This is a genomic window from Psychrobacillus sp. FSL W7-1457 (genome assembly GCF_038593405.1).
Lineage (GTDB): Bacteria > Bacillota > Bacilli > Bacillales_A > Planococcaceae > Psychrobacillus.
This window is the reverse complement of sequence record NZ_CP151993.1, coordinates 923,478-945,133: the sequence shown is the minus strand read 5'-3', so window position 1 is coordinate 945,133 and position 21,656 is coordinate 923,478. Positions and strand designations below refer to the sequence as shown.

19 protein-coding genes are annotated in these 21,656 nt (G+C 37.3%); 1 reads left to right on the top strand and 18 read right to left on the bottom strand.

The features are described 5' to 3' along the window. Positions 1-4: 4 nt before the first annotated feature. A complete protein-coding gene (locus tag NSQ95_RS04415; protein WP_298466972.1) occupies positions 5-1,606 on the bottom strand; it encodes a M20/M25/M40 family metallo-hydrolase in 1,602 nt (533 codons plus the stop codon). A gap of 135 nt (positions 1,607-1,741) precedes the next feature. Then, entirely contained in the window at positions 1,742-2,167 is a 426-nt protein-coding gene (locus tag NSQ95_RS04410; RefSeq protein ID WP_169358752.1) for a HEAT repeat domain-containing protein, read from the bottom strand. A gap of 187 nt (positions 2,168-2,354) precedes the next feature. Here NSQ95_RS04410 and NSQ95_RS04405 point away from each other — a divergent pair, with 187 nt between their 5' ends. Beyond that, the gene (locus NSQ95_RS04405; protein ID WP_169358751.1) at positions 2,355-2,555 is read left to right on the top strand and encodes a hypothetical protein; all 201 of its coding nucleotides are present in this window, start codon (positions 2,355-2,357) and stop codon (positions 2,553-2,555) included. Between the two features lie 165 nt (positions 2,556-2,720). On the opposite strand, the gene NSQ95_RS04400 is transcribed toward NSQ95_RS04405, so the two are convergent. The 16 genes from NSQ95_RS04400 to NSQ95_RS04325 all read right to left on the bottom strand — a co-directional run bounded on the left by NSQ95_RS04400 (position 2,721) and on the right by NSQ95_RS04325 (position 21,650). Further along, positions 2,721-3,527 carry a hypothetical protein gene (locus NSQ95_RS04400; RefSeq protein WP_342560391.1) on the bottom strand — a complete coding sequence of 269 codons (807 nt, stop codon included), beginning with the start codon at positions 3,525-3,527 and terminating at the stop codon, positions 2,721-2,723. A gap of 36 nt (positions 3,528-3,563) precedes the next feature. Next, the gene (locus NSQ95_RS04395; RefSeq protein WP_342560390.1) at positions 3,564-4,346 is read right to left on the bottom strand and encodes a hypothetical protein; all 783 of its coding nucleotides are present in this window, start codon (positions 4,344-4,346) and stop codon (positions 3,564-3,566) included. A 300-nt stretch (positions 4,347-4,646) separates the two neighbouring features. Further along, complete coding sequence (locus NSQ95_RS04390; protein WP_342560389.1) at positions 4,647-5,096, bottom strand: DUF5085 family protein; 450 nt, start codon at positions 5,094-5,096, stop codon at positions 4,647-4,649. Further along, the gene (locus tag NSQ95_RS04385) at positions 5,093-5,551 is read right to left on the bottom strand and encodes a DUF5085 family protein (RefSeq protein ID WP_342560388.1); all 459 of its coding nucleotides are present in this window, start codon (positions 5,549-5,551) and stop codon (positions 5,093-5,095) included. The genes NSQ95_RS04390 and NSQ95_RS04385 overlap by 4 nt, the downstream gene beginning before the upstream one ends. 14 nt (positions 5,552-5,565) lie before the next feature. Next, entirely contained in the window at positions 5,566-6,336 is a 771-nt protein-coding gene (locus tag NSQ95_RS04380) for a hypothetical protein (protein ID WP_342560387.1), read from the bottom strand. 16 nt (positions 6,337-6,352) lie between these two features. Beyond that, positions 6,353-7,837, bottom strand: coding sequence for an LXG domain-containing protein (locus NSQ95_RS04375; RefSeq protein ID WP_342560386.1), 1,485 nt, complete (start codon positions 7,835-7,837; stop codon positions 6,353-6,355). Next, the gene (locus tag NSQ95_RS04370; RefSeq protein WP_340884926.1) at positions 7,834-8,133 is read right to left on the bottom strand and encodes a YwqI/YxiC family protein; all 300 of its coding nucleotides are present in this window, start codon (positions 8,131-8,133) and stop codon (positions 7,834-7,836) included. Before NSQ95_RS04370 ends, NSQ95_RS04375 begins: the two co-directional genes overlap by 4 nt. An 18-nt stretch (positions 8,134-8,151) precedes the next feature. Continuing rightward, a complete protein-coding gene (locus tag NSQ95_RS04365) occupies positions 8,152-8,496 on the bottom strand; it encodes a DUF5082 family protein (protein ID WP_340886077.1) in 345 nt (114 codons plus the stop codon). Between the two features lie 2 nt (positions 8,497-8,498). Further along, positions 8,499-9,041 (bottom strand): type VII secretion EssA family protein, encoded by a 543-nt coding sequence (locus NSQ95_RS04360; protein ID WP_340884928.1) that lies wholly within the window; start codon positions 9,039-9,041, stop codon positions 8,499-8,501. After that, entirely contained in the window at positions 9,031-11,877 is a 2,847-nt protein-coding gene (gene esaA / locus NSQ95_RS04355; protein WP_340884930.1) for a type VII secretion protein EsaA, read from the bottom strand. Before esaA ends, NSQ95_RS04360 begins: the two co-directional genes overlap by 11 nt. Next, positions 11,874-16,352: a type VII secretion protein EssC gene (gene essC, locus NSQ95_RS04350; RefSeq protein ID WP_342560385.1), complete on the bottom strand. Its 4,479-nt coding sequence runs from the start codon at positions 16,350-16,352 to the stop codon at positions 11,874-11,876. Before essC ends, esaA begins: the two co-directional genes overlap by 4 nt. A 70-nt stretch (positions 16,353-16,422) precedes the next feature. Further along, complete coding sequence (gene essB / locus NSQ95_RS04345) at positions 16,423-17,835, bottom strand: type VII secretion protein EssB (RefSeq protein WP_342560384.1); 1,413 nt, start codon at positions 17,833-17,835, stop codon at positions 16,423-16,425. Between the two features lie 13 nt (positions 17,836-17,848). Next, a complete protein-coding gene (locus NSQ95_RS04340) occupies positions 17,849-18,088 on the bottom strand; it encodes an EsaB/YukD family protein (RefSeq protein WP_169358738.1) in 240 nt (79 codons plus the stop codon). A gap of 116 nt (positions 18,089-18,204) precedes the next feature. Next, positions 18,205-18,498, bottom strand: coding sequence for a WXG100 family type VII secretion target (locus NSQ95_RS04335; RefSeq protein WP_169358737.1), 294 nt, complete (start codon positions 18,496-18,498; stop codon positions 18,205-18,207). Positions 18,499-19,304: 806 nt separating this feature from the next. After that, the gene (locus NSQ95_RS04330; RefSeq protein ID WP_251552694.1) at positions 19,305-20,147 is read right to left on the bottom strand and encodes a 3-hydroxybutyryl-CoA dehydrogenase; all 843 of its coding nucleotides are present in this window, start codon (positions 20,145-20,147) and stop codon (positions 19,305-19,307) included. A gap of 318 nt (positions 20,148-20,465) precedes the next feature. Beyond that, positions 20,466-21,650 carry an acetyl-CoA C-acetyltransferase gene (locus NSQ95_RS04325; RefSeq protein WP_342560383.1) on the bottom strand — a complete coding sequence of 395 codons (1,185 nt, stop codon included), beginning with the start codon at positions 21,648-21,650 and terminating at the stop codon, positions 20,466-20,468. Positions 21,651-21,656 lie beyond the last annotated feature (6 nt).

Below are 21,656 nucleotides of genomic sequence, written 5' to 3'. Positions count from 1 at the left end.
TTTTTTATTTGTATAAGCTTTTAATAAGGGTTTCTAGCATTACTGGCATTTCAACAAAAGCACTGTCTATATGTAGTCTTTCTGTTTTTTGATGAGCATCCTTGCCGAATGGTCCTACGTTCAGTACTGGTCCCTTTAATTTAGCCATATCATCAAATGGGATATCATAGGTATCTCCCCATACTGGTGTATTGCTTTCAAATGCTGTCCAGCCGTTTCCATCGTCTTCATAGTTTACATAGCTCAAATCACATATCCCATTAAAATAATGTATTTGTTTTACTGTATTATTAAAGGATTGTGCAGATTGCTTCATTAGCTCCACCGCTTCTATAATCAGTGGATCCTTGGATGTGTTAACCGCTGGATAATATGGTGGAGCAAAGAGCAACACGGTAGCTGGTGAAAGCTCCTGGCATTGAATCATGAGATTATCTACTATTCGAAGTGATTTTTCACGATCGTCCCATTCCTCTTCCGCAAGTACTTCTTGCTTAAGTCTGTGAACTTCCTCTATGCCTAATTTTTTATTGGCATACGCAAGCAGCTCGTCATATTTCAAAACTCTGACCTGTCCAATTCCTTGGACCTGCTCTCTATCACAAATTTGTTGATAGGTTTTATTCAAAGCGTCCATTGCCTCATTCGCAACCTGTTCAAACAGATCCATAATGTCAGAAGCAGTTCTTCTTAATAAAAACACGTTGTACAAAGCAACTGCTCGGTACGGTGTCTGCGTTGAATAAGACATTTTCAAATCCTTTTGCTGTAAAGAAACTGGCAACGGAGTACTTTCTCCAAGGTCATGCTCTGTAAATATAGGGTTATATTCCATTCGCTGTGTTAAGAAAGAAGCAATATAGTTAGCCGTCATCCCTTTCATCGGCTCTCCTACATGAGTTTCCTTTCCGTAAAACAGCGCAGCGGGCATAATTTTACCGATCGTACCAGAGTAGATATACTCGTCAATATCCTTTGGCACCTGTGAAAATGAAGGTTCACTATTTAAAAATAGCTTATATGATAAATCAAACTCTTCACGAATTCGAACTAGCTGAGTAACAGCCGCACGCATACCAGCAGAGTTTACCTCTTCATCAGGCACACTTGTGAGAATTAAATTAATTGGCCATTCTTCTACAGTAGCTTTTTCAATCAACTGCATATGTAAGGCTAATCCCATTTTCATATCCATCGTTCCACGGCCAAACAAATACTTGCCAGTTGCCAAATCTTCTTGAGCATCTTCCGGCAACTCACTAGGATTCTCCATTAACTTTCTAGTTAACTCCTCCGGAAAATAAGCTAAAGGCTCCAAAGTACCATATTCTTCTGTCTGCACAGTATCGAAATGACTAATAAGCACAACTGTTTCTGTTGCAGAAGGATGCTTATATAAAGCCGTCACTACCTGTCTTCCCAAACCTGCATCATGAAGCTGGAGCTGACTCGGATGAGTTTGAAAATACTCAAGCTCTCGAATCTTTTCTATTAACTTAGGAGCAAACTCCCTCTCTCCATCCGTTAACGTAATACTATTCCAGCTCACAAGCTCACACAATAATTCACGCAGTCGATCTGGCGTATCCCATAAAAGCTTATTCATACTAATCCTCCTAACAAAATGTTTTTTATATTTATATAGTTTATTTTACATTATTTCAAGTGCCTGGCACCTGTAATATTTCATCCATAAATATACAAAAAAAGGTCAATGCAAATTGACCTTTTCCAGAATTCCTTATAATTTTTTCCATTCTTCTTCTAGCCATTCTAAGCCTTTTTCACCTTCATACGCATCATATACATCGATACGCATTCTTTTTAGCTTAGTTAAGTAGTCGTCAATCGTATGATCTTTTGGTAAGCTCTTTTTCACACGAACAAATACTTTATTTGCTCCTTTTACCAATTCGAATTTTTTACGCTTTGGTAATACGACATCTTCCCCTAACTCAAGCAATGAGCGATATGCTTCTTCTTGAATTTGAAAAACTGGGTCATGGTCTAATCTTACTTTTAGTATATCAATCACTTGGCTTGTATTATAATTTCCCAACTCTTCAACAGCACTTAAACGAGTTCTCCAGCTTCCAGTACGGTTAGCTGCTTTTTTAAGATCCTCATAGTTTTCTGGTAACTCATTTTTTATAGACTTTTTACTCAATCAATTCATACTCCTTTAAATTTCATCTTAAACACATTATGTTTGTCCATTAATTATATACTATGTGCTCATTAAAACCTATTTTTTATATTTCCCTTAAAAAAGCAATTAAATAATACTGTATAATTCCCAATTATATTGTAATTAATACATATAAATGATACAATTTCCAAAAGGAGGTGATTGATTGAAAAACGTCGATGAAATAAAAAAATATAAATTTTTATTGTCCTTTCACGATGGCCATCAACTATTATTTGAAACAAACACAGACATTAGAACAGCAGAGCGCGAATACATAAATGGTGGAATGTTCGTGGAAACCGAAAATAAATACACTATCAATTTAAACCAAGTAGCAAGAATTCAAGTCAAAAAACAACGATAATGAAGCACCGTTCCTCTGTCCTAATAATTAAGAGATTTTAAAATCAACCCTCAAAATAACATACATTTCCCTTAAAAAGCAAAACGCACCCCTTTTTAAAACGGATGCGTTTTTTATATGCTTTTTTATGATATATTACAAGTGCCAGGCACCTGTAACATAGTGTTATGCCTCTATCCTTGGTTTTCTTCTTCGCTCAGTTTTTTGTTCGCCAATGGAGTAAAGGTAACCTCGCTCACTAAAGTTAAAACTCTTATACTTACACTTACAATATAAAATGATTAGCTGCTCGGGTAGGACCGCTATCATTGCGTAAAATACAAGCATGCCCAAAACAAGGATACCAGGAGTACTGCTGTCATAGTAATTAGAGTTATGAGAGATCCACTTCGTGATAAGTAAAAATACAGCTCCCCCTATTAATACGACTTTTGGAACAAACGACATGTTTGCTAGTTCGTTTCTTTGCTCTTCCTTTTCGGAGCCTTTTCGATAGTACCCTTTTTTAAGCGAGATATAATAACGGACCATTATAATAATAAATAATAAGAGTGCTACAGCTAAAATAACGTAGGCAATTTGCATTAAGTTATCCGCATTGTTTGTCATGCCCTCATCCTCTAAACCTATTGTAAATAAGGAAATAATCAAGAATGAAATGGAACCGACATTATGGGAAACCAAAATGGAAAGTGCGTACTGTATCCTTTCACTTCTTTTATAAACAAACGGGATAGAGTATACAATACTTAATCCGATTATAGTAACAGTTAACCAAAAATGTATGTTAATTATCTCCTCTTTAAACGGAAAAAGAGAGTAAGGTGCTGCTAAATAATAATTTAAGACAAATATTAATGCTTGTAAAAAAATACCTAGTATTAATACAACACTAATACTTTCTCTACTTTGGCGACCAGATTCTAACGGTTCCCTCAGTACTTCAAAATCTTCCTCCGTTAATGTGCCCATTGTTTTTCTATTCAACTCCGTTCATTTATTAAACTCCTATCCCTCGTTTTGATCCTCACTAGAATACAAATAACCTCGCTCATTAAAATTGAAACTCTTGTATTTATACTTACAATATAAAATAACTAGCTGCTCTGGAAGGACAAACAGCATAACGAAGAAAAGACCGATACCAATAGTAGTAATTAAAATAGAATCTATATTAAACTCGGGCATTATCCTCACAATATATCCGACAATGAACACTATAATTAACCCAAAGACAATAGCAGGAAAAATTAGAAGAGTAGTATTCTTTTCTAGTTGACCTCTAACATGATCTCTCTCGCTTCCCTTTCTATAATGTCCTTTTTTCAATAAAATAAAGAATCTTACACATGTAGCAATGAATATCACTAAACCACAACTAAGGATAAGATATGTAACCTTGAGCAATTTCTCGGCACTTACTACTTCCCCCCCTGTAACCTCTCCAATTAAGAACAAGGCACAGATAAACAAGGAAATGGAAAATAAATTTTGAGAAACTAAAATAGAGATTAAATACTGAATTCTATTAAACTTCCTATAAACCATTGGTATAGCAAAAACAAGCGACAGTATAATCAAAGCAACTGTAAAATATAAATGAATCTCTATAATTTTATCTTTATAAGGAAATACTGTATTCGGACCAACCATGAAATACTCTAATGAAAATACTAAGGCTTGTAGAAAAACTGATATAAATAATATTGGCCCTAAACCTGATGGACTTTGTCGACCAGATACTAGTGGTCCTTTTAAAACTGCAAAATCTTCCTCATTTAGCCTTCCCATTATTCTCCTAGTCATCTCCCATTTATTTATTAAACTTCTATCCCTCGTTTTTCTTAGATTCCCAGTAACACTTCTTTCATATTTATAAACATTCTGCCATCATTAACGACATATAAAATATATAAATATTCCAAATCGTTAAATGCACATTTATAAAATTTTCAATATAAGATGACAAAAAAAAGAACGATACATAGGCTTAAATAATTTAATTTAAACAACCTATACCCCAAAATAGCACCAAGCCCATACCAACGAACGATGGCATAGGCTAAGTTTTTGATTGTCATTATTTATAAATTACAAAACACCTATACTCATTTCCACATAAGAAGAATCGGTTGTATGCATTTTTTTGATTTGAACAAAGAGTGGGGTTTTCTGAATATAATTTTTCTGCTCCATATAAGTAGATAGTTCTTGATATTTTTCTTGAGATTTCATGTCAAAATCACCCTGCACTCGAGTCATAAGTAAATGATCTACACAAAAATAGCTCGTAAACTTCACTGCTTCCTCACGAGGTATAGCTATAGAAGTTTCACTTATTTGTATAAATATCTCAGCTGTCATAACCCCTTCTGAGGACTCACCAATAACCGAATAAAATACCACTCCTGTAGGTGTATAATTGTATTCAGATAATATGTGCACGAAATCTTGGAAAGCTAATTCAATTTCTTCAGGGACAAAATTGTATAGTTTAGAAGCTACATGACGATAAGCAATTTGATGATTTTCGACGATCATTCTTCATCACCCTTACTTTTTAATGGAGCATATAAATCGACTATATATTCCCCATACACATTTAAAAGAATACAATAAAAGTAATCTTCAATCTCTAAATTATTTTCAATAGAAAATGCTTGTACTTCAGCAAATGCAATATTGATATCAAGCTTTTCGTCAGCCTGCCTTAATAATAATGCTCGATCTAGTTTAAAATCCTTTTGAAAGGTAAAGTCAGAGTCCTCTGTTACCTCGACTGGACTACTTATTGGCAAATAATATGTAAATTCCCCTAATGTTTGATCCGTGTCGTTCCCTTTGTAAGAGAAAAATAGTGGTCCATTTCTATATACATCTTTACTTAAAGCAATATCGTCCAAATAATAAATACCTTCCTGCCAGCTTTCTTTTTTACCCTCTGTTTTATAAACTAGCAAGTTTTCGAACATTAGTGCACATAATTCAATTCCCATCAGTTTCACCTTCTCTATTCAGATTCCAAACTATTCAAGTAACCACTTTCATTAAAATTAAAGCTTTTAAACCGCATTTTACAATATAAGATTACTAGCTGCTCCGGTAAAATAAATAGCATGACATAAAAAAGGGTTATGCCAATAAGAATTACCCCGTACATATTAAAATCGTTAATAGCAGAATTTCTAATAATATATTGAAGAACCAATACTAATCCAATTCCAACTATTATAGCTGTAGGTAACAACGATTTTTTTTCAAATTTTATCCGAAGGAGCTCCTTACTAGAACCTTTTCTATATTGTCCTTTTCGTAACAAAGTATAAAATCGAACAAATGTTAAGAGAAAAACAAGTAAACCAATAAATAATAAAATATATGTAAAATTTAGAAGAGACTCAGGAGTTGCCTTCATCCCTTCTCCTTCTTTTCCTATAAAAAACAACGCACAAATAAATAAAGGAAAAGTAAAAAGATTTTGAGAGACTAATATGGTCAATAAATATTGGACTTTTTGGCTTCTACGATATATGAATGGAATAGCATAAATAATTGAGAGTAAAACTAATACACTAGTAAGCCAAAAGTGCACCTCTAAAATTTTTTGTTTATAAGGGAAAATAGAATCGTAAGCTGCCACGTAGTATTCTAATGCATAAATCATGGGCATGAATATTGCCCCTAATATTAAGGCGGTTGCCAATTGAGATGGTCCTTGTCTTCCAGACTCTAAAGGTATTCTTAAAACCTGAAAGTCTTCTTCCTTCAACTTACTTACCAAATGTCTCTCCTCTTTCTTACCGGAACAAACCTTTTAATTTATCCATTACGGATTCGTCGTCTTTACCTTTTGCATTTAGTAACATATTGACACCTACGCCTGCGGCTGCTCCTAAAAATGTCCCTAGTCCTGGTATTGGTATTAACGCAGTGCCAGCTGCAGTTAAGCCTACTTGAATGGCACTACCGATTGCCACATCGGCAGCAGTTTCTCCAACTGCTCTTGCATGTGCTGCACCTTCACTCGATCCATTCTCCTTGGCAGTACTATAATTATCATAGTAGCTTAAACCAGCGGTAATAGGAGCAACAGCTCTAGTGGCTCCTTTTACTAACCCATTTTGTGCAATTCCTCTTAAATCGAATACATCCTTAAAACCTTCTGCTGTCCCCCTCAGAGTTGCGGAACCAATAGTTTTACCCTTTTCCGCAAAAGTAGTATTCTCTCCCCAATACCTAAGATGAGGATGTTTCTCTAACACCATTTCTCCTTGCGGTGACCAGCCAGACTGCCCTTGCTTCTTTCCAGCATATTTTAGCATCCCACCACTCTGATTTGGAAAGCCCAAAACTCCCATAGCCAGTGGACTAGCATAAATTCGATAAGAGGTGCCTCCTTTTTGAGGAACATAAAATCTAAGATCAGAAGACAGTTCCCCATTCCTAGTAGCCATCCACATAAGAAACCCTGATTCAGCATCCTTCACAATAGTAGTAGCATTACCATAGTACCCGAGAGAATCATTAACTTGATCAAATCTATTATCTTCAGAAACTTTACCAGCTTCACCAGAAGCATCTTTATCCGCCACTGATCCAGGGTCATTTACATTACCGGATAGCTCACTCAGGATTGGAGTACAAGCTGTAAATTCCGCCCATGCTTTTGCAGGAAAATGAGTATCAGTTAGTCCTGCACTCATCATTCCTTCTATCTCCATTAGCCATTTATTAAGAGCATTTAAAGTTGACTCAACGGCTACAAGTGCGGAAGTCTGGGTTGTATCAAACTCATGTAAGTTTTCAACCGTAACATCCTTCTTTTTACGAGAGTCTGTTACACCTTGCTGTACCTCACTATCATCTAGATGAGGCAATGCTACTATATCAGCAACCCCATCTATTATGGCATTTGACTCCTCAGTTAAATTACTAGTAGTGTTAGATATTACTACCAGTCCTTCTTCAACCTCTCCTTCCAGAAAGCTCTCTTGAATATGACCAGCGTAATCAGGCTCCAACGAATCCAGAGCAGATTTTATTTGGTTTAGCTTTATTTTGAAATTTTGATTAAATTCTAAAAAGTATTTATGGAAAGGGAGATGGCAATCGTTGTAAAATGATCGGATAGCCGCTCCCCCCTCCCCAGTTAATGAGTGATCCAACTCCACTAAACCAGTTATAGAAGTTTCAATTACCTTCATTTCTTCCTCTAAACGCGACAACATATCCACGTTATTTTTTATTCCTGTCTGAAGTAAATCTACATCCAATACCTTCATTGAGCCAACATCCTATGGCCACCAGAGCTATTAATACCCGTTGATATGGTTTCATCCGTCTCTTTCATAAATGTGACAGATTCCTTAGTTGTAAGGATATTTTCTCCTAATAGCTGTTGATATTTAATTAACAAAGTTTCTAGATTTACGGAGAGCTCATTTAACTTAGTAGCCACGTCTAGCACATTTCCTTCAATTGGCGCCTCTTTTGTGGGATTTAACGCTTCATTGGAGGCTGTCATTTGCTCTAATTGGTTCTCTACATCCGCATAAACAATTTTTATTTCCTCTGACATATACATACACCCCCGCTATTATTTCATATTGTTGGCAGCTTCCTCAGCTAATAGCCGATCAATAGTCGCTTGGATACTAACTATCTCTGCTTGAAGTTCAGCAATTTTTGCCGCAATTGCTGCAAATACAGCACCAAATTGAGTTCCTATAATCTCTAAATAAGGTTGATGTATTCCTGCTTCACGAATCTCATCAAAGGCTGTCGCAAGTGTTCCATGCCAAGTAGTTGGAGTAAGCTCCGGGTCCATACATTTAGGCTCATTGGACTGAAATTCTCCCTGCTTCCCTGCGAGAGAAGCTTGACACGCATTTAACCTAGTTATCTTCGCCTTAACTTCTGCTAGCTTCATATACCAATACATAATCAAATTAATTCACCCTCCCTTATACCCTTCTTCTTTTTTGGAGTACCGTTTGACGTTTGTGCGAGCTTTGGCAAAAATACTACAAAGAGAATAATAATCCCACTGGCTATAATCAATAGGAAAACAAGTGTAAGAAGGTTTCCATTTGAACTTCCTTCTTGCTGTTGCTGTGAGAAGTTCCCTTTTGTGTTTGTCTCTTTCTCCCCAGAAGTGAAAAGCTTTAATTCTACGGAGCGTGCTGCCACCGTGCTATTCTCACCTCTTTCATCACTTTGGAAAAGGAAAGATGAGTCATTACGATTAGGCAGCTTCTTCCTACCGTCAAAATATATATCAAACTGCTTAATAGGAATCGTGTTTTTCATTTCTGTTTTCTTCACATCATGTAGATAATCGGTATTTTTTTTAAATTCTAGCTTTTCATATAACAATGGCTCTAATTCATCGATTGTTTTATTTTCATCTGCTAGCACTACTCCACTTTTAGGAAAACAGAGTAGCGCTGTACAGAGGACAACTAAAATGACCTTTTTAGCCTTCATATGCTTCATCTACTGTCGTAGCGTTTTGGCCATTATTCTTGCTTACAAAATAGGATACTACTAGCATTATTATTGCTATAACGCCTGTAATGATTACTCCTATCGTAAAGTTTGTCTCCGCCTCATATTTTATTGAAAGATACACGTTGGATAAAATATCAGGTACGTTCACATCTGGCACCGCTAAAATCAACAGCGGAATAATGTAAATACACATAAGTACTATTCCAGCTAGCCACCCGGCTGCCTGACCAAACTCTAACGCTGCTCGAACAATGGAAGCACTTGCTAATAGTAATAGCACCGTAAATATCGTCCACTGAATGGCACGATCGTCATTTAAGATGTACATGTTAATACTGTATAGGCTAATAATAATCCCAACTAAAAGAGATAAGATGATTGTCATTGCTATACGAAGCCCAACTGCCCCATCCTTTAAGTGATACGTAAAGTAACCTATTAGTAGACTACTAATTAGTAGGACGATAAATAAGATAACTGGTGGAACCTTTTGTCCTTCCTCTGAGACAGCAGTTGCTCCTTTTACTCCTAGTGGATTCACAAAATGGTTAAATGCATATCCATTTTCCTGTCCATCTACGTAAGTGTTTGCTAGGAAGCTTTGTATATCTCCATCAAAATCAGACATAGCATCCACGTTTGTCTCCCATTTGTTACTAAACTCATCAGATGTAGTTTTAATGTTATCTGCTTTTGCGTGCAATTCATTTGCGTAATTTACCAAGTTATTCTGACGGTCCGATAACGTATTCATCATTTGACTAAGAGACACTAGCTGATTACTTACATTTTGTTGACTGGATGCAACTTCTCCCTCACCTACTGTTTGCTGTGGTTCTGCACCTAACATAGTAGCTGGGTTTTGAATTTGCTGCAGCAATAAATTCGCCTGCTTATCGATCGTATCTAAATCATTTAGTAAGGATAAATGCTGCCCTTCCACTGTTTCTCTTTGACCGGACATAATAGCAGCAAAGGTTGTACTTAAATCGGTCATTCCCAATTGAGTTTCCGGTATACTTTCTTCTACTGCAGTCCAGCCTTCTAATTCTAGTTCATTAACGTCTACCACATTTTTTAGTAAAGCTGTTAAAATTTCGTCTTCTAGCAGGGCATCCTTGTTGGTGCTTTCCCCTCCTTCATTCAACGTATATTCAAACTGCTCTAAAGTTGCATAATAGGACAATAAAGAGCTTAGCTCTGTATTGGTAACTCTTTTACCAAATAACTCCTGTAATCTAGTTTTCTGTTCAGCTGTTAGATTCGGATGAGTCAGTAAGACTTCTTCTTTTTGACTAATCTCCAACCCTATCCTTACCGTATCAGCCGGGTAGGTGTCTATAATTTGCTGCACGGATTGATATTCCCTGTATACGGCCTGATAATCTGTTAAAAGACTTGTATATTCCTTTGCGGCAGTGGCATAATCATTTGTTCCTTCTTGATTGGAACTGCTCCACATGTTTTCTTTTTGAGAAATAAGCGCGGTGACATTTGTCAATTCACCTTGTAGCTGATCCAAATCAGTTAACAATGTAGACTCTGGATCTGTTTCCGATATTTTTGTTTTTAAAGACTGAAGAGCTGTAAGGATTTCATTAACCTTTGTACGCTCCTCCTCTAAAGTAGGAAGAAGTGTTCCGGTTTTTGCTGCAGCCTTTTGTTCCATTTCTGTACCGATAGTAACTAGTTGCTGTGGATCTGTTCCAACATCCATTATCCCTAATACAGCAGTACCGTTCTTTCTTGCCTCAATTCCTTTTTCTAAGCTTGTAAGCACCGAATAGTTATAGCGATCGATTGCAGTTTTTTGAACGACAAGTAAGTCATTAAGCTGGCGATCTACCTCACTTTTTCGGAGCTCAGACAATGCATTGAACTTCTCCTGGTTGGCATCTATAATATTGTTCACTTTGTAAATTTCATCATTTAACTTTTCGTTGCTATCTTCTAGCTGCTGAACGGTTTTATTGAAATGCTCTGCTTGAGAAGCGGCAGCAACCTTTATCTTTGCAAGACTGTCATCTTGGACTTGTCTTAAAATTTCTTTTTGACTATCCTGGAACGTTTTATATTGCTGGACGTAGCTGATAAATCCAGTCATTTGGTTCCCGAAGGTTTCCGCATTTTCAATCCTTGCAGCATGGGAATTATTAGCTGAGCTCATTGTCGAAAGCAATCCAGCCATCTGTTCCTTTTGTCGTTTCATTTCTTCAGCAAGTGTTTCAGATTCTGGCTTATAGTATGCTGACATCGTCGATAGAAATTCTGTTTCCTTACCTAAAATATTAGCAAATTCCTTTTTAATATGATCCATTTCCTGTGCTACGTATGTCCAATAAAGAGTAGACACCTTTTCATTTACACGATTGGTAGCTGACTCAATCTCATGGAGCACTCTCTCTTTTCGTAGCCCAGCTTTTTGTGAATGCACCTTATAAGAGAATTCTGCTCTTTCTGGATTTTGCTGATCATAAGACATTACATTAGAAGAAAAGTTAGAAGGGATATAGACGATTGCCTCATACTGATTGGACTTAAGACCATTTTCAGCAGCCCCTCTGCCGACTACCTTCCATTCATATGGTGAATCGGTAGCAAGAATTGTCACTACCTCTACCCCCATGTCAATACTTTCCTGACCTTTTGTAATTCCCTGATCCTCATTGACAATGGCAATAACCCTTTTATTTGGATTGTCTAAATCTAATATGCTGACCCCCATCAGCTGGAAGAACAAAATAGGGAGAGCTAATATTAGAACAATCCCAGCAACTATTTTCCATAATCCCGTTCCCTTTAAATTTTTCATTGGGTGATCTTCCTCTCCATCTTACATAACGGAATTAAAACCTTTGTGGCGTTTCCGTTGAATACGTAATGCGCATAGCCTAAAGGCAGTTCTGCCTCTTTTCTTTCATAAGGTACTGTATACAGCGTTTGCTCTGATTTTTTCATAAATACTAATCCTTGTCTTACGAGCTTCAATTCATTCGTAAATGCATCGAAGCCTTTTGTAATTTCTGAGTTGTTAGCCGATACAATCACATTAAAGCCTAGATGAGTATATTTTTTCATTAGCTTAGATAGACGATCCTGAATGCCTACATCTGCGAGCTGTAAAAATCTCGTATAGCCATCAATGAAGAAATAGGCAGGGACGATTGTTGGTGATTGTCCGTTTTGCAAGCTTTCTAGATAGCTACTTTCCACTTCTACATAATGTTGCTCCACGTTGGTAATCCAATCTACCAATCGATCTTTCGTTTCTAAGTAGTCTACTTTTGGTTCGTCTGAGAATGCTGCAAGACCTCGATCAAATGAATCAAAGATAGCAATAAAGCCATTCTCCATTTCTAATAATTGATGTAATAACCACTTAATCGTATTCGTTTTACCTCTTTGAACCGGACCAATCAGCATTAGATGACGATTTTTATTAAAGTTAATTGGTATCGTTCTAACTGTTTCTTCATCCAAGCCAAGCTGTACTATTCCAGGCATTATGTCATCCTCTAAATAGTTTTGGAAGTTGTCGCTGTTTAACTCAAGCGGCAACATTGGAATTGGCTTTGGTGCAGGCATTTCTGCATAAGCACTCTTCAATGCTCGTACTTTCGACTTAATAGATTCTAAAATCTCGAAATCGTCTACTCCATGTGCTGGTAGGAATAATTGTGCAAACTTCGCTTCTTCTTTTTTAATAATCGCTCTACCTGGGAAAGGCTCTAAGTCAAATGGGACTCTTCCAATGACACCATATGACTCTGTGCTATCCATTAAATAATGGACTATTTTAGTTTTTAAATTGTTCATGAGTGATTGTCTAATGGACTGTACTCTTGTTGCAGAAACAAGCAGATGAATACCTAATGATTGTCCATCGCGCCCAAACTGTATCAGCTGTGCCTCTAGCTCTTCCATTTCCTCCCGTACAATATCATAGTTATCCACTACAATGTAAATAAGAGGTAATGGAGACTCTGATACTTTATTGTACATATGGATATTACTCACTTCTGCCAATTGGAAGGCTATCTTTCTGTTAGATATCTCATCCTTTATTAGCTTTATAAGCTTATCTCGTTTTAACTCCTCATCCATCGTAAAGTAATCAGCTGTATGTGGCAGCTGCCTCATAGGAAGAAGAGATCCATTTCCATAATCTAAAATGTAAAAGTGAGCCTCGGCAGGGCTTAGATTGTCTGCTATACCAAGTAGGAGTCTTAATAATGTATAAGATTTCCCATAACCTGAAGAACCAAAGATTCCTACATTCCCGTCCTTCTTCCATTCGTAATAAATTGGATTTTGCGCCTGTTTTTCTGGTTCATCTATCATTCCCAGGAGGAAGGCATCCTCCATTTCTTCTATATGCTTGGACTGGGTAATCCTTAAAGCCAAAGGTGGCAGCCATGGACTTTGGAGCTTTTGGATAGCCATTTCTTCTTGGGTTTGAGCAATTTTAGCAGTCACTGCCTCAATTTCTGTCATCTTACTCTTTTTCTTACTTACCTTTGTTTCAATCCCCGTTAGTGGAACTAGACCTAAATCAGTGACAATTGCAATGTCCTCTTCTCCTTCTAACGTTTCTTCCATATACGGCGCACCACTCCAAGCAGATTGGAACAGCTCGTAGACCTCATTATTTCCTACCTGCAAATATCCTCTACCTGTCACGGTAATTGAAGCTGCATCACTATTTTTGAGGATTTCCTTACTATCATTCGCATCCTGGACCTTCAGCGCTACTCGGAAGCGGGCATTACTCCAAATTTGTTCATCGATAATTCCCCCAGGTTTTTGAGTAGCAAGGATTAGGTGCACTCCTAAGCTTCGTCCAATACGAGCAGTACTTACTAGCTCCCGTATAAATTCTGGCTCCTCACTCTTTAGCTCTGCGAACTCATCAGAGATAAGAAAAAGATGCGGAAGTGGTTCAAGAGAAAGACCGTTTTTATACAGCGTTGTATAGTCATCGATATGAGCAACCTCATACCGGTCAAATAAGCGCTGTCTACGTTTAAGCTCGCTATTGATAGATGTTAAGGCACGCATACTAAAGTTTTTACTACCTTCAATATTCGTTATCGTTCCTAACAGATGAGGGATTTTCTTGAACGGCTGTGCCATTCCCCCTCCTTTATAATCGATAAGTAAAAATGCAACTTCATGCGGATGAAAATGAACCGCAAGTGATAAAATATATGTTTGAAGAAATTCACTTTTCCCTGATCCAGTTGTACCAGCCAGCAATCCATGAGGACCATGTGCTTTTTCATGAAGATTTAAATGAACAAGCTCTTTTTTCCCTTTGAGCCCTATCGGAACTGCAAGAGATTTAGCTGATTCATTTGTCTTCCAATATTGTTGAACAGGAACGTCTTCTACGTCCTTTACCTCAAACATTTCTAAAAAGCTAACTGAATTGGGAATCGAATTTTTCATACCTATTTGGTGATTCAATGTTCGCAGCATACGAGAGAATCGCTCATTAGTTGTAGCGTCGTAGTCATCCAAATAGAAGGGTCTGTTTACAGCCTTACCTTCCTCTATTAAAATATCTCCTTCACGATCATTTACATATCGAACGAGTGTATGAACATTCTCGGTCATCCGTTCCTCAGCCGATTCAGCAAAAATTACCGAGAAACCTAATTCTTTTGTATTCTTTTTCTCTAAGTATTCCATGATGACATGTTCTGCTATTAAAGATGTATCCGAAATGATAAATACTAGATGAGGGGCAAATCTTACTTTCCCTTTCATCTCATCCACATCTCTTTCCCGAATTATTTCGTAAAGTGAGGACAACAACTGATCACGAGTTTCCTCATTGTGGATTAAGCCTTTCGCATGCATGTTTGGAAGTGTGGAGTGAGGGAGCCACTTCATCCATTCATAATCCTTGTATTCTTTGTGATTAAAAATATTAATCACACGAATATCATGATAGCTATGAGCAAAGGCTAGCTGTCCAATTATTTGTTGAAGCTCCCGTTTGACCACATTTTCCTTACCGATCAATCCTAAAATACCTTGATGTAAATCGGTTGTTATTGGTGCAGATTGGATGGTTTGATATACTTTTTCCATTCTTTGCGCCTCTTCAAGTAGGTCATCCACTTCTCTGTTTGCTAAATCCCCAGAGCTAAGCTTTATTTCATAGCTTGATGGGACATCCCCAATGCCTAATCTAAATTGCAGAAAGTCATGGCTTTCTAAACTTTTCTCCCAAATTCGTCCCGATAACTCCTCTGTCATTATCTTCATTTTTTCAAAGGATGGATAATGATACTCGAGCACAAACTTTTGCTTTTCCGATAAGCCATCCAGCTCTTCTCGTAAATTTGCCATATAGGCCGCATAAACTCTTCTTCGCTTAGCTTCGTTTTCTTTTCTCTTTTTACGTTCCTTAAAGAAATTAATCGTAGATGTAACAAGGACAGCCATGAACATCGTGATCGATATGATGACAAATACCCCTCGTGGAACAAAAATGGTAATCGTTCCAATAGCGATTAGCATGACAAGCGGTAGTGCAATCGTCATCAATAATCCTCGACCTGCTGCATCACTTTCCTGAGCCGGAAAGGAGATAGATACTTTATCCTCTGGTAAGTCATAAATCATTCGAGGTGTTCTTCTATATTCAGGGTACATAGCATATCTTTCCGTTTTAGGTAATTCTATTTCAGGTAGCGTGCTTATATATTCCTTACTTGTCACTATTTCGATTAAATCTCTTTGAACCAGTTTAATCTCCATAAATGCCCATTGTAGTACATCGCCGAGCTGAATAATTTGGTTAGTACCGCAACGTTTTCCGTTTAGATATAAAGGACATGCAAAATCCTTTTTGATAATCCAGCCATCATTGATTTTATTGAAAGAGAAATGACCAGTCTCCACTTCAGGGAACATAATATTCGTACGATGAAAGGTTGCTTGTTCCTCATGACTGTCGAATGACACTTCGTTTGTATAATCAATAAAATAAGTTTTTGTCTGAACCGGTAAAGAAGATACGAACACTTTTAAGATCTTATCTCTCTGCTCAATTGCAAGACCACTTTCTTCTGTCAACACTCCCAATTCTTGTGCCCCGTCGTGAAGGAATAATTGATTTTCCTTATTTTCAATCCTTATTTCTCCAAAAAGAAAAGGGAAACTTTGGACGGTCACATCATGCTCTATAGCAGGGCCAATGGTTAGTGTTGTAAACTCTCTTTGTTTTATCTCTAATCGTTGATAATCTTCTCCATAAAATACCCATAGCTGTAACAACCTGAACACCCTCTTTCGTACCCTGATAGTTTATTAAAATAGCCAAATAATAAGTGAGTAGTTTCTAACATCAATTAGCTGCGTTTTCTTCAGCTGCTGGTGTTTCTGGTGCAGCTGGTGGTGCTTCGGTTGCAGCTGGTGTTTCCGGAGTCGCAGGTGCTGGTGTTTCTGCTGGTGCGGTTTCTGATACTGGTGCAGCCTCCGGTTCTGCTGTTTCATTTTTTGCTTCTTTTTCTTTTTCTATTTTCTGTGCTTCTTCCTCTGCCTCTTTTTCAGCTTCCTCAGCTTCTAGCATTAGCTTTTCAAATTCCTCTACCTCTTGGTCAATTTCATTCAGAAGAATTTGCATTTCTTCACCAGTAAGGTCTTTGTCTGCTTTAACTTCCTCGCGTCTTTTTAGTAACCCAAAGGTAATTAGCTCTCCGTCCTCCATTGCTCTTGCTATATCCACTGCATCTTCTGCCTCACCTCGACCTAGGTGAATCCAATATTTCAAGTACTCTGCATCTGTTTGAAGGGTTATATTAGATAACACATTTTTCTTTTGTTCTTCGTCTAATCTTTCATTAGTAACCGATGCGTACGCTAACTCATACAGAACAATGTAGGGCATCCCTTTTACCGAATAAGGTTCTAATAAGGTCACTACCTGACTATAATTTTGTCCTAGAAAGTATTCATGGCTAAGTGTATAAGCTTCGTTCTTTGGCTTTTCATGTACAAAATAAATGATAGTAAAAATGATTGCAGGAAGAATTAGAATGCCAAGTCCGATTGCTAAGTATTTAGTCCACTTCCATTTCTTTCTTGGTAGCTTGATATTGCCCATTTCTACGATTTCAAGCTGTTCCATTTTTTCTGTAATATAGTCCAATAGAGCTTGGCTATCCTTCATACCCATGATGGTAGCTCCAACTTCCTTGAGCTCTAATATTTCGGAGTACTTTAAGTACTCTTCAAAGGTGAATGAATTGTCTATGGCTGCTGCTACCACTGCTTTTGTTTCAAGCCAGAGCCTATCTTCATCTGTTTCATACGGAGGTAAACTTCCTAATACACCATAGTAAAGAAACATTGGATCCAAAGCCTTGCTAAAGATTATATTTTCCGGGCATACTATTAGGTTTAGTCGGGGATAAGGGTGAGAGTAAACCTTTTCTACTAGCTGATAACCTAGCATCCACCTAGATTTTTCTTCTTCTCGATGAATGTCTCTAAAACGCATATGGTCTTTTGGAATCTCGGCTTGAACGATTAATTCGTCGTCAGTAATAACAATCTCCTTAGAGATCTTTGGGTTAACTTCTTTTAGGAAGATTATTTCCTCGGTACGCTTAAAAGCAACTCTTTCCTTTTGAAATACAAAGGTGGTTTTATTGGCTTCCTCATTAATTTCCGCACCCGTACGATTTTTCAAATATGTATATGGTCTATCTTTAAGTTTGGTTTTTGTTTTGCTCATATCTTTCTGTTTAGGGGCCATGTCCATTTCTCCTTCAAATGATTTCAATTCGGTCGCCGGTCGTAATGCCGCATTCAGACATTGTTAAATGCCCAGGGAATAATTTATCCTTGTTTACCACGCGTATCCAATGACCCTCACGCTTTGGGTTGGAAATGGAAGCGGCCTGCCACGCAATATCAATCATCTTTTTCATCGTGTAGTAATCAGATAGTCGGAGGTCAATAACTTTCCCGTTATACTTTGAAAGGTCAACTGTAATTTCTATATACAAAATGTAACACCTCTCCTAAAGAGTGTAAGCTTGCTTAAAATAGTTGAAAATGAAGGAAAAGCGCCTTCCAATATGGAATGACGCTCTATATATTACATCCTGAACAATACTCCAAGTTACCCTCTGATTTGGCTTGCAATTTGTTGATCTGCATCTTGTAGAGCTTGACCAGTGCGGCTTAACTGTACGCTAACTTCACTTAATAGCTCACGCATATCATTGAAATGTGGCTTAAGTCTTTCATATTGTTCAGCAAAGGCTGCACTAGAAGCACCTTCCCACATAGATTGCAATTCACCGATCATACCGTCCAAACGACCGATTTGAGAAGCAACCTCACTTGACTCATGACTGTAACGTGATGCCATTGCATCCAACTCAGCTGGTGTTACGCGAATAATTCCTGACATTTCATACATCTCCCTTTTGTTTAGTATTTTGATGAATTTATAAAATAACTGTGAGAGCTAACTACAAGATGAACTTGCCGTTCCTTCACAGATACTTCCAATACACTTTACTTCTTTTACCAAATAGATTACAAATATTTTACAGAAAATATTTGTTAATGGATATTTTTTACTTTTAATATACTTCTAACTATTTAATTTACTAAAAAAACCATTTACTATAGCCATATCCCCCTATTTTGTAATCTCTAAACCTCTTACCTTATATTTTTTTTTGGAGATTAAAAGGAGTTTAAGTCCATTGCCTAATATAATAAATAACATTCTCAAACTAAGTAGTCAAAGCATCCAAAAAAATCAATAAATAACCTTAGAACTAAACGCTCATAGACTTTTGTCCCGTTAATTTAATATTTTAAATTTAATAATATATTTTTACTCTAGATAATTTATTATTCAAACTAAAATATCAATAATTTATCACTCTTAACATAAACCAATTATTTTGACCCATCTTTTGTAACATTGCATCTGTCAAATATCTTAGTTCGAAGATACTTGAACTCATAATAACTTCCATCAAAATTTTCTTCCAACTCTCCATTCCATTACAAAAACATTACAGAAAACATTAAAAATCACATTATAAATACCATTTTTATTTGTTCAATGCTAAGTTCGATGAGCTTAATATGTTACAGGTGTCTCGTATGTCACAGGTGCCAAGTATGTTACAGGTGCCAGGCACCTGTAACATACTTGGCACATAAAAAAACCACAATCCATGCTGGATGTGGTTTTGTATTTTAATACGTATAGAAGCCTCTGCCTGTTTTTCTGCCTAGCTTGCCGGCTCTCACGTATTTTCTTAATAGAGGTGCAACTCGATATTTGGTGTCTCCCGTTTCTTCAAATAATGTCTCTGCTACTGATAAAAGTGTGTCTAACCCGATAAGATCAGCTAGAGCTAGTGGTCCAATTGGTTGGTTTGTTCCTAGCACCATCCCTTTATCTATATCTTCGGCAGAAGCTATACCTTCTCCTAGAACAAAAATCGCTTCATTAATCATTGGAACTAATATACGATTTACGACGAATAACGGAGCATCTAATATAGTAATGCTTTCTTTACCGCTGTCTTCTACTAGTTTTTTTACGGTATCATATGTTTCATCACTAGTTTCAGAGCCTTTTATGATTTCTACTAATTTCATGACTGGCACAGGATTAAAGAAATGCATCCCAATGACACGGTCAGGTCTCCCAGTTGCGGATCCTATTTCCGTAATACTTAAACCAGAGGTATTGGAAGCTAAAATGGTTTTTGGGTCACAAATTGCATCCAGTTCAGCAAAGACTCTTTTCTTAATATCCCGATTTTCTAATATAGCCTCTATTACTATATCAAGTCCTGCTAGTTTGGTTTTATCAGTAGTGAACGTAATTCTGCTTAGTACCCGCCCAATCTCACTAAACTCTTTATTTTCCTTTTTATAAAGCCTCCATAAATTAGCATCGATTGTAGATGCCGCTGTTCTTAGTATTTCGTTATCAATATCACAAAGCGTGACCTCATGTCCCGCTGAAGCCATTACTTGTGCAATGCCATTTCCCATGGTACCTGCACCTAATACACCAATTTTCATCATGATAACCTCCTAAAAACTCTTAGATGTTCTTTGTAATCCTTATTCCCTCATTATTCTTTTTGACACATATCTAGCTTCAATTATCAGAATATTATCTAATAATAACATTATACTTCCTATTCCATTAGTTATCTAGAGAAACATGTAAATTATGGTTTAAAAGTAAAATTGATTGCTCCCGAGTATAAATAACTACTTAAATAATAGACGAACACTATCCATCAATAAAACATATGTAAAACGTCTACCACTAATAATCCAATTAAATAGCTCTAAAAAAGACTTCTACTTTAAAAAAAGTAAAAGTCCTATACTAAATTAATTTACATTCTCTATAATGACGGCAATTCCCTGGCCACCACCAATGCAAAGACTTGCGACTCCATATTTTAACCCTCTTCTCTTAAGCTCATATGCTAAAGAAAGGAAGACACGAGTACCACTTGCCCCAACTGGATGACCTAGTGCAATTGCTCCTCCATTGACATTTGTTTTGTCTCTATCTAATCCTAACTCCTTTTCTACCGCTAAATACTGAGAGGCAAAGGCTTCATTTACTTCTATTAAATCTATTTCCTCTAACGTCATTTCTGCACGAGCAAGTGCTTGTTTAATTGCGGGTACGGGACCAATCCCCATAATGGATGGATCTACGCCCGCTATCCCCCACGAGATAATCTTAGCTAAAGGCTTAAGCTCATGCTTCTCCACGGCCTCACCGCTTGCTATAATAACCGAAGCCGCTCCATCATTAATACCACTAGCATTACCCGCCGTCACGGTTCCATTTTGCATAAAGGAAGGCTTAAGGGATGCCAATTTTTCTTGAGTAACTTCCCCCTTAATATGCTCATCCTGATCCACCATTATAGTTCCCTTCCTAGAAGGAACCTCTACAGCTACTATTTCCTCTGCAAATCTGCCCGATTCCTGTGCATGAGCTGCTCGTTTTTGGCTAAGTAAGGCAAACTCGTCCTGCTCTTCTCGAGGTGAGCTATATTGCTCTGCTAGCTTCTCAGCAGTCATCCCCATGCCACTTCCTATATACTCATCCGTTAACGTGCTAAGCACCATATCCTCATACTTCATCGACCCCATCTTACTACCACCAAATCTAGCATTAAAATTTGCATAGGGAGACATCGACATATTTTCAGCTCCACCAGCGAGAACAATATTCGCTTCGCCTAACAGGATCATTTGAGCTGCCGATACAATTGATTGACAGCCGGATCCACATAAGCGATTCACATTCATCGCTGGAACCTCTACTGGTATACCTGCCTTCAATCCGATATGACGTGAAAGGAAAGCTGCGTTCGTACTAGAATGAATCACGTTTCCATATATGACATGATCGATTTGATCCGGCCCGACTTCCGATCGTTTCATTGCTTCTCTTGCTGTTGCTGCACCTAAGTCATCTGCTTTCACTTGAGCGAAGGATCCTCCAAAGCTCGTAAATGCTGTCCTTGCTCCGTCTATTAAATAAACTGATTTCATCCACTA

Bases quoted from the DNA above. Each gene is read 5' to 3' on its own strand.
- NSQ95_RS04360 (WP_340884928.1), bottom strand. From the start codon at position 9,041: ATGAAGGCTAAAAAGGTCATTTTAGTTGTCCTCTGTACAGCGCTACTC.
- NSQ95_RS04365 (WP_340886077.1), bottom strand. From the start codon at position 8,496: ATGTATTGGTATATGAAGCTAGCAGAAGTTAAGGCGAAGATAACTAGG.
- NSQ95_RS04375 (WP_342560386.1), bottom strand. From the start codon at position 7,837: ATGAAGGTATTGGATGTAGATTTACTTCAGACAGGAATAAAAAATAAC.
- NSQ95_RS04400 (WP_342560391.1), bottom strand. From the start codon at position 3,527: ATGGGCACATTAACGGAGGAAGATTTTGAAGTACTGAGGGAACCGTTA.
- esaA (WP_340884930.1), bottom strand. From the start codon at position 11,877: ATGAAAAATTTAAAGGGAACGGGATTATGGAAAATAGTTGCTGGGATT.
- NSQ95_RS04370 (WP_340884926.1), bottom strand. From the start codon at position 8,133: ATGTCAGAGGAAATAAAAATTGTTTATGCGGATGTAGAGAACCAATTA.
- NSQ95_RS04330 (WP_251552694.1), bottom strand. From the start codon at position 20,147: ATGATGAAAATTGGTGTATTAGGTGCAGGTACCATGGGAAATGGCATT.
- NSQ95_RS04335 (WP_169358737.1), bottom strand. From the start codon at position 18,498: ATGTCAGGAATTATTCGCGTAACACCAGCTGAGTTGGATGCAATGGCA.
- NSQ95_RS04415 (WP_298466972.1), bottom strand. From the start codon at position 1,606: ATGAATAAGCTTTTATGGGATACGCCAGATCGACTGCGTGAATTATTG.
- essB (WP_342560384.1), bottom strand. From the start codon at position 17,835: ATGGCCCCTAAACAGAAAGATATGAGCAAAACAAAAACCAAACTTAAA.
- NSQ95_RS04385 (WP_342560388.1), bottom strand. From the start codon at position 5,551: ATGGGAATTGAATTATGTGCACTAATGTTCGAAAACTTGCTAGTTTAT.
- NSQ95_RS04390 (WP_342560389.1), bottom strand. From the start codon at position 5,096: ATGATCGTCGAAAATCATCAAATTGCTTATCGTCATGTAGCTTCTAAA.
- NSQ95_RS04325 (WP_342560383.1), bottom strand. From the start codon at position 21,650: ATGAAATCAGTTTATTTAATAGACGGAGCAAGGACAGCATTTACGAGC.
- NSQ95_RS04395 (WP_342560390.1), bottom strand. From the start codon at position 4,346: ATGGGAAGGCTAAATGAGGAAGATTTTGCAGTTTTAAAAGGACCACTA.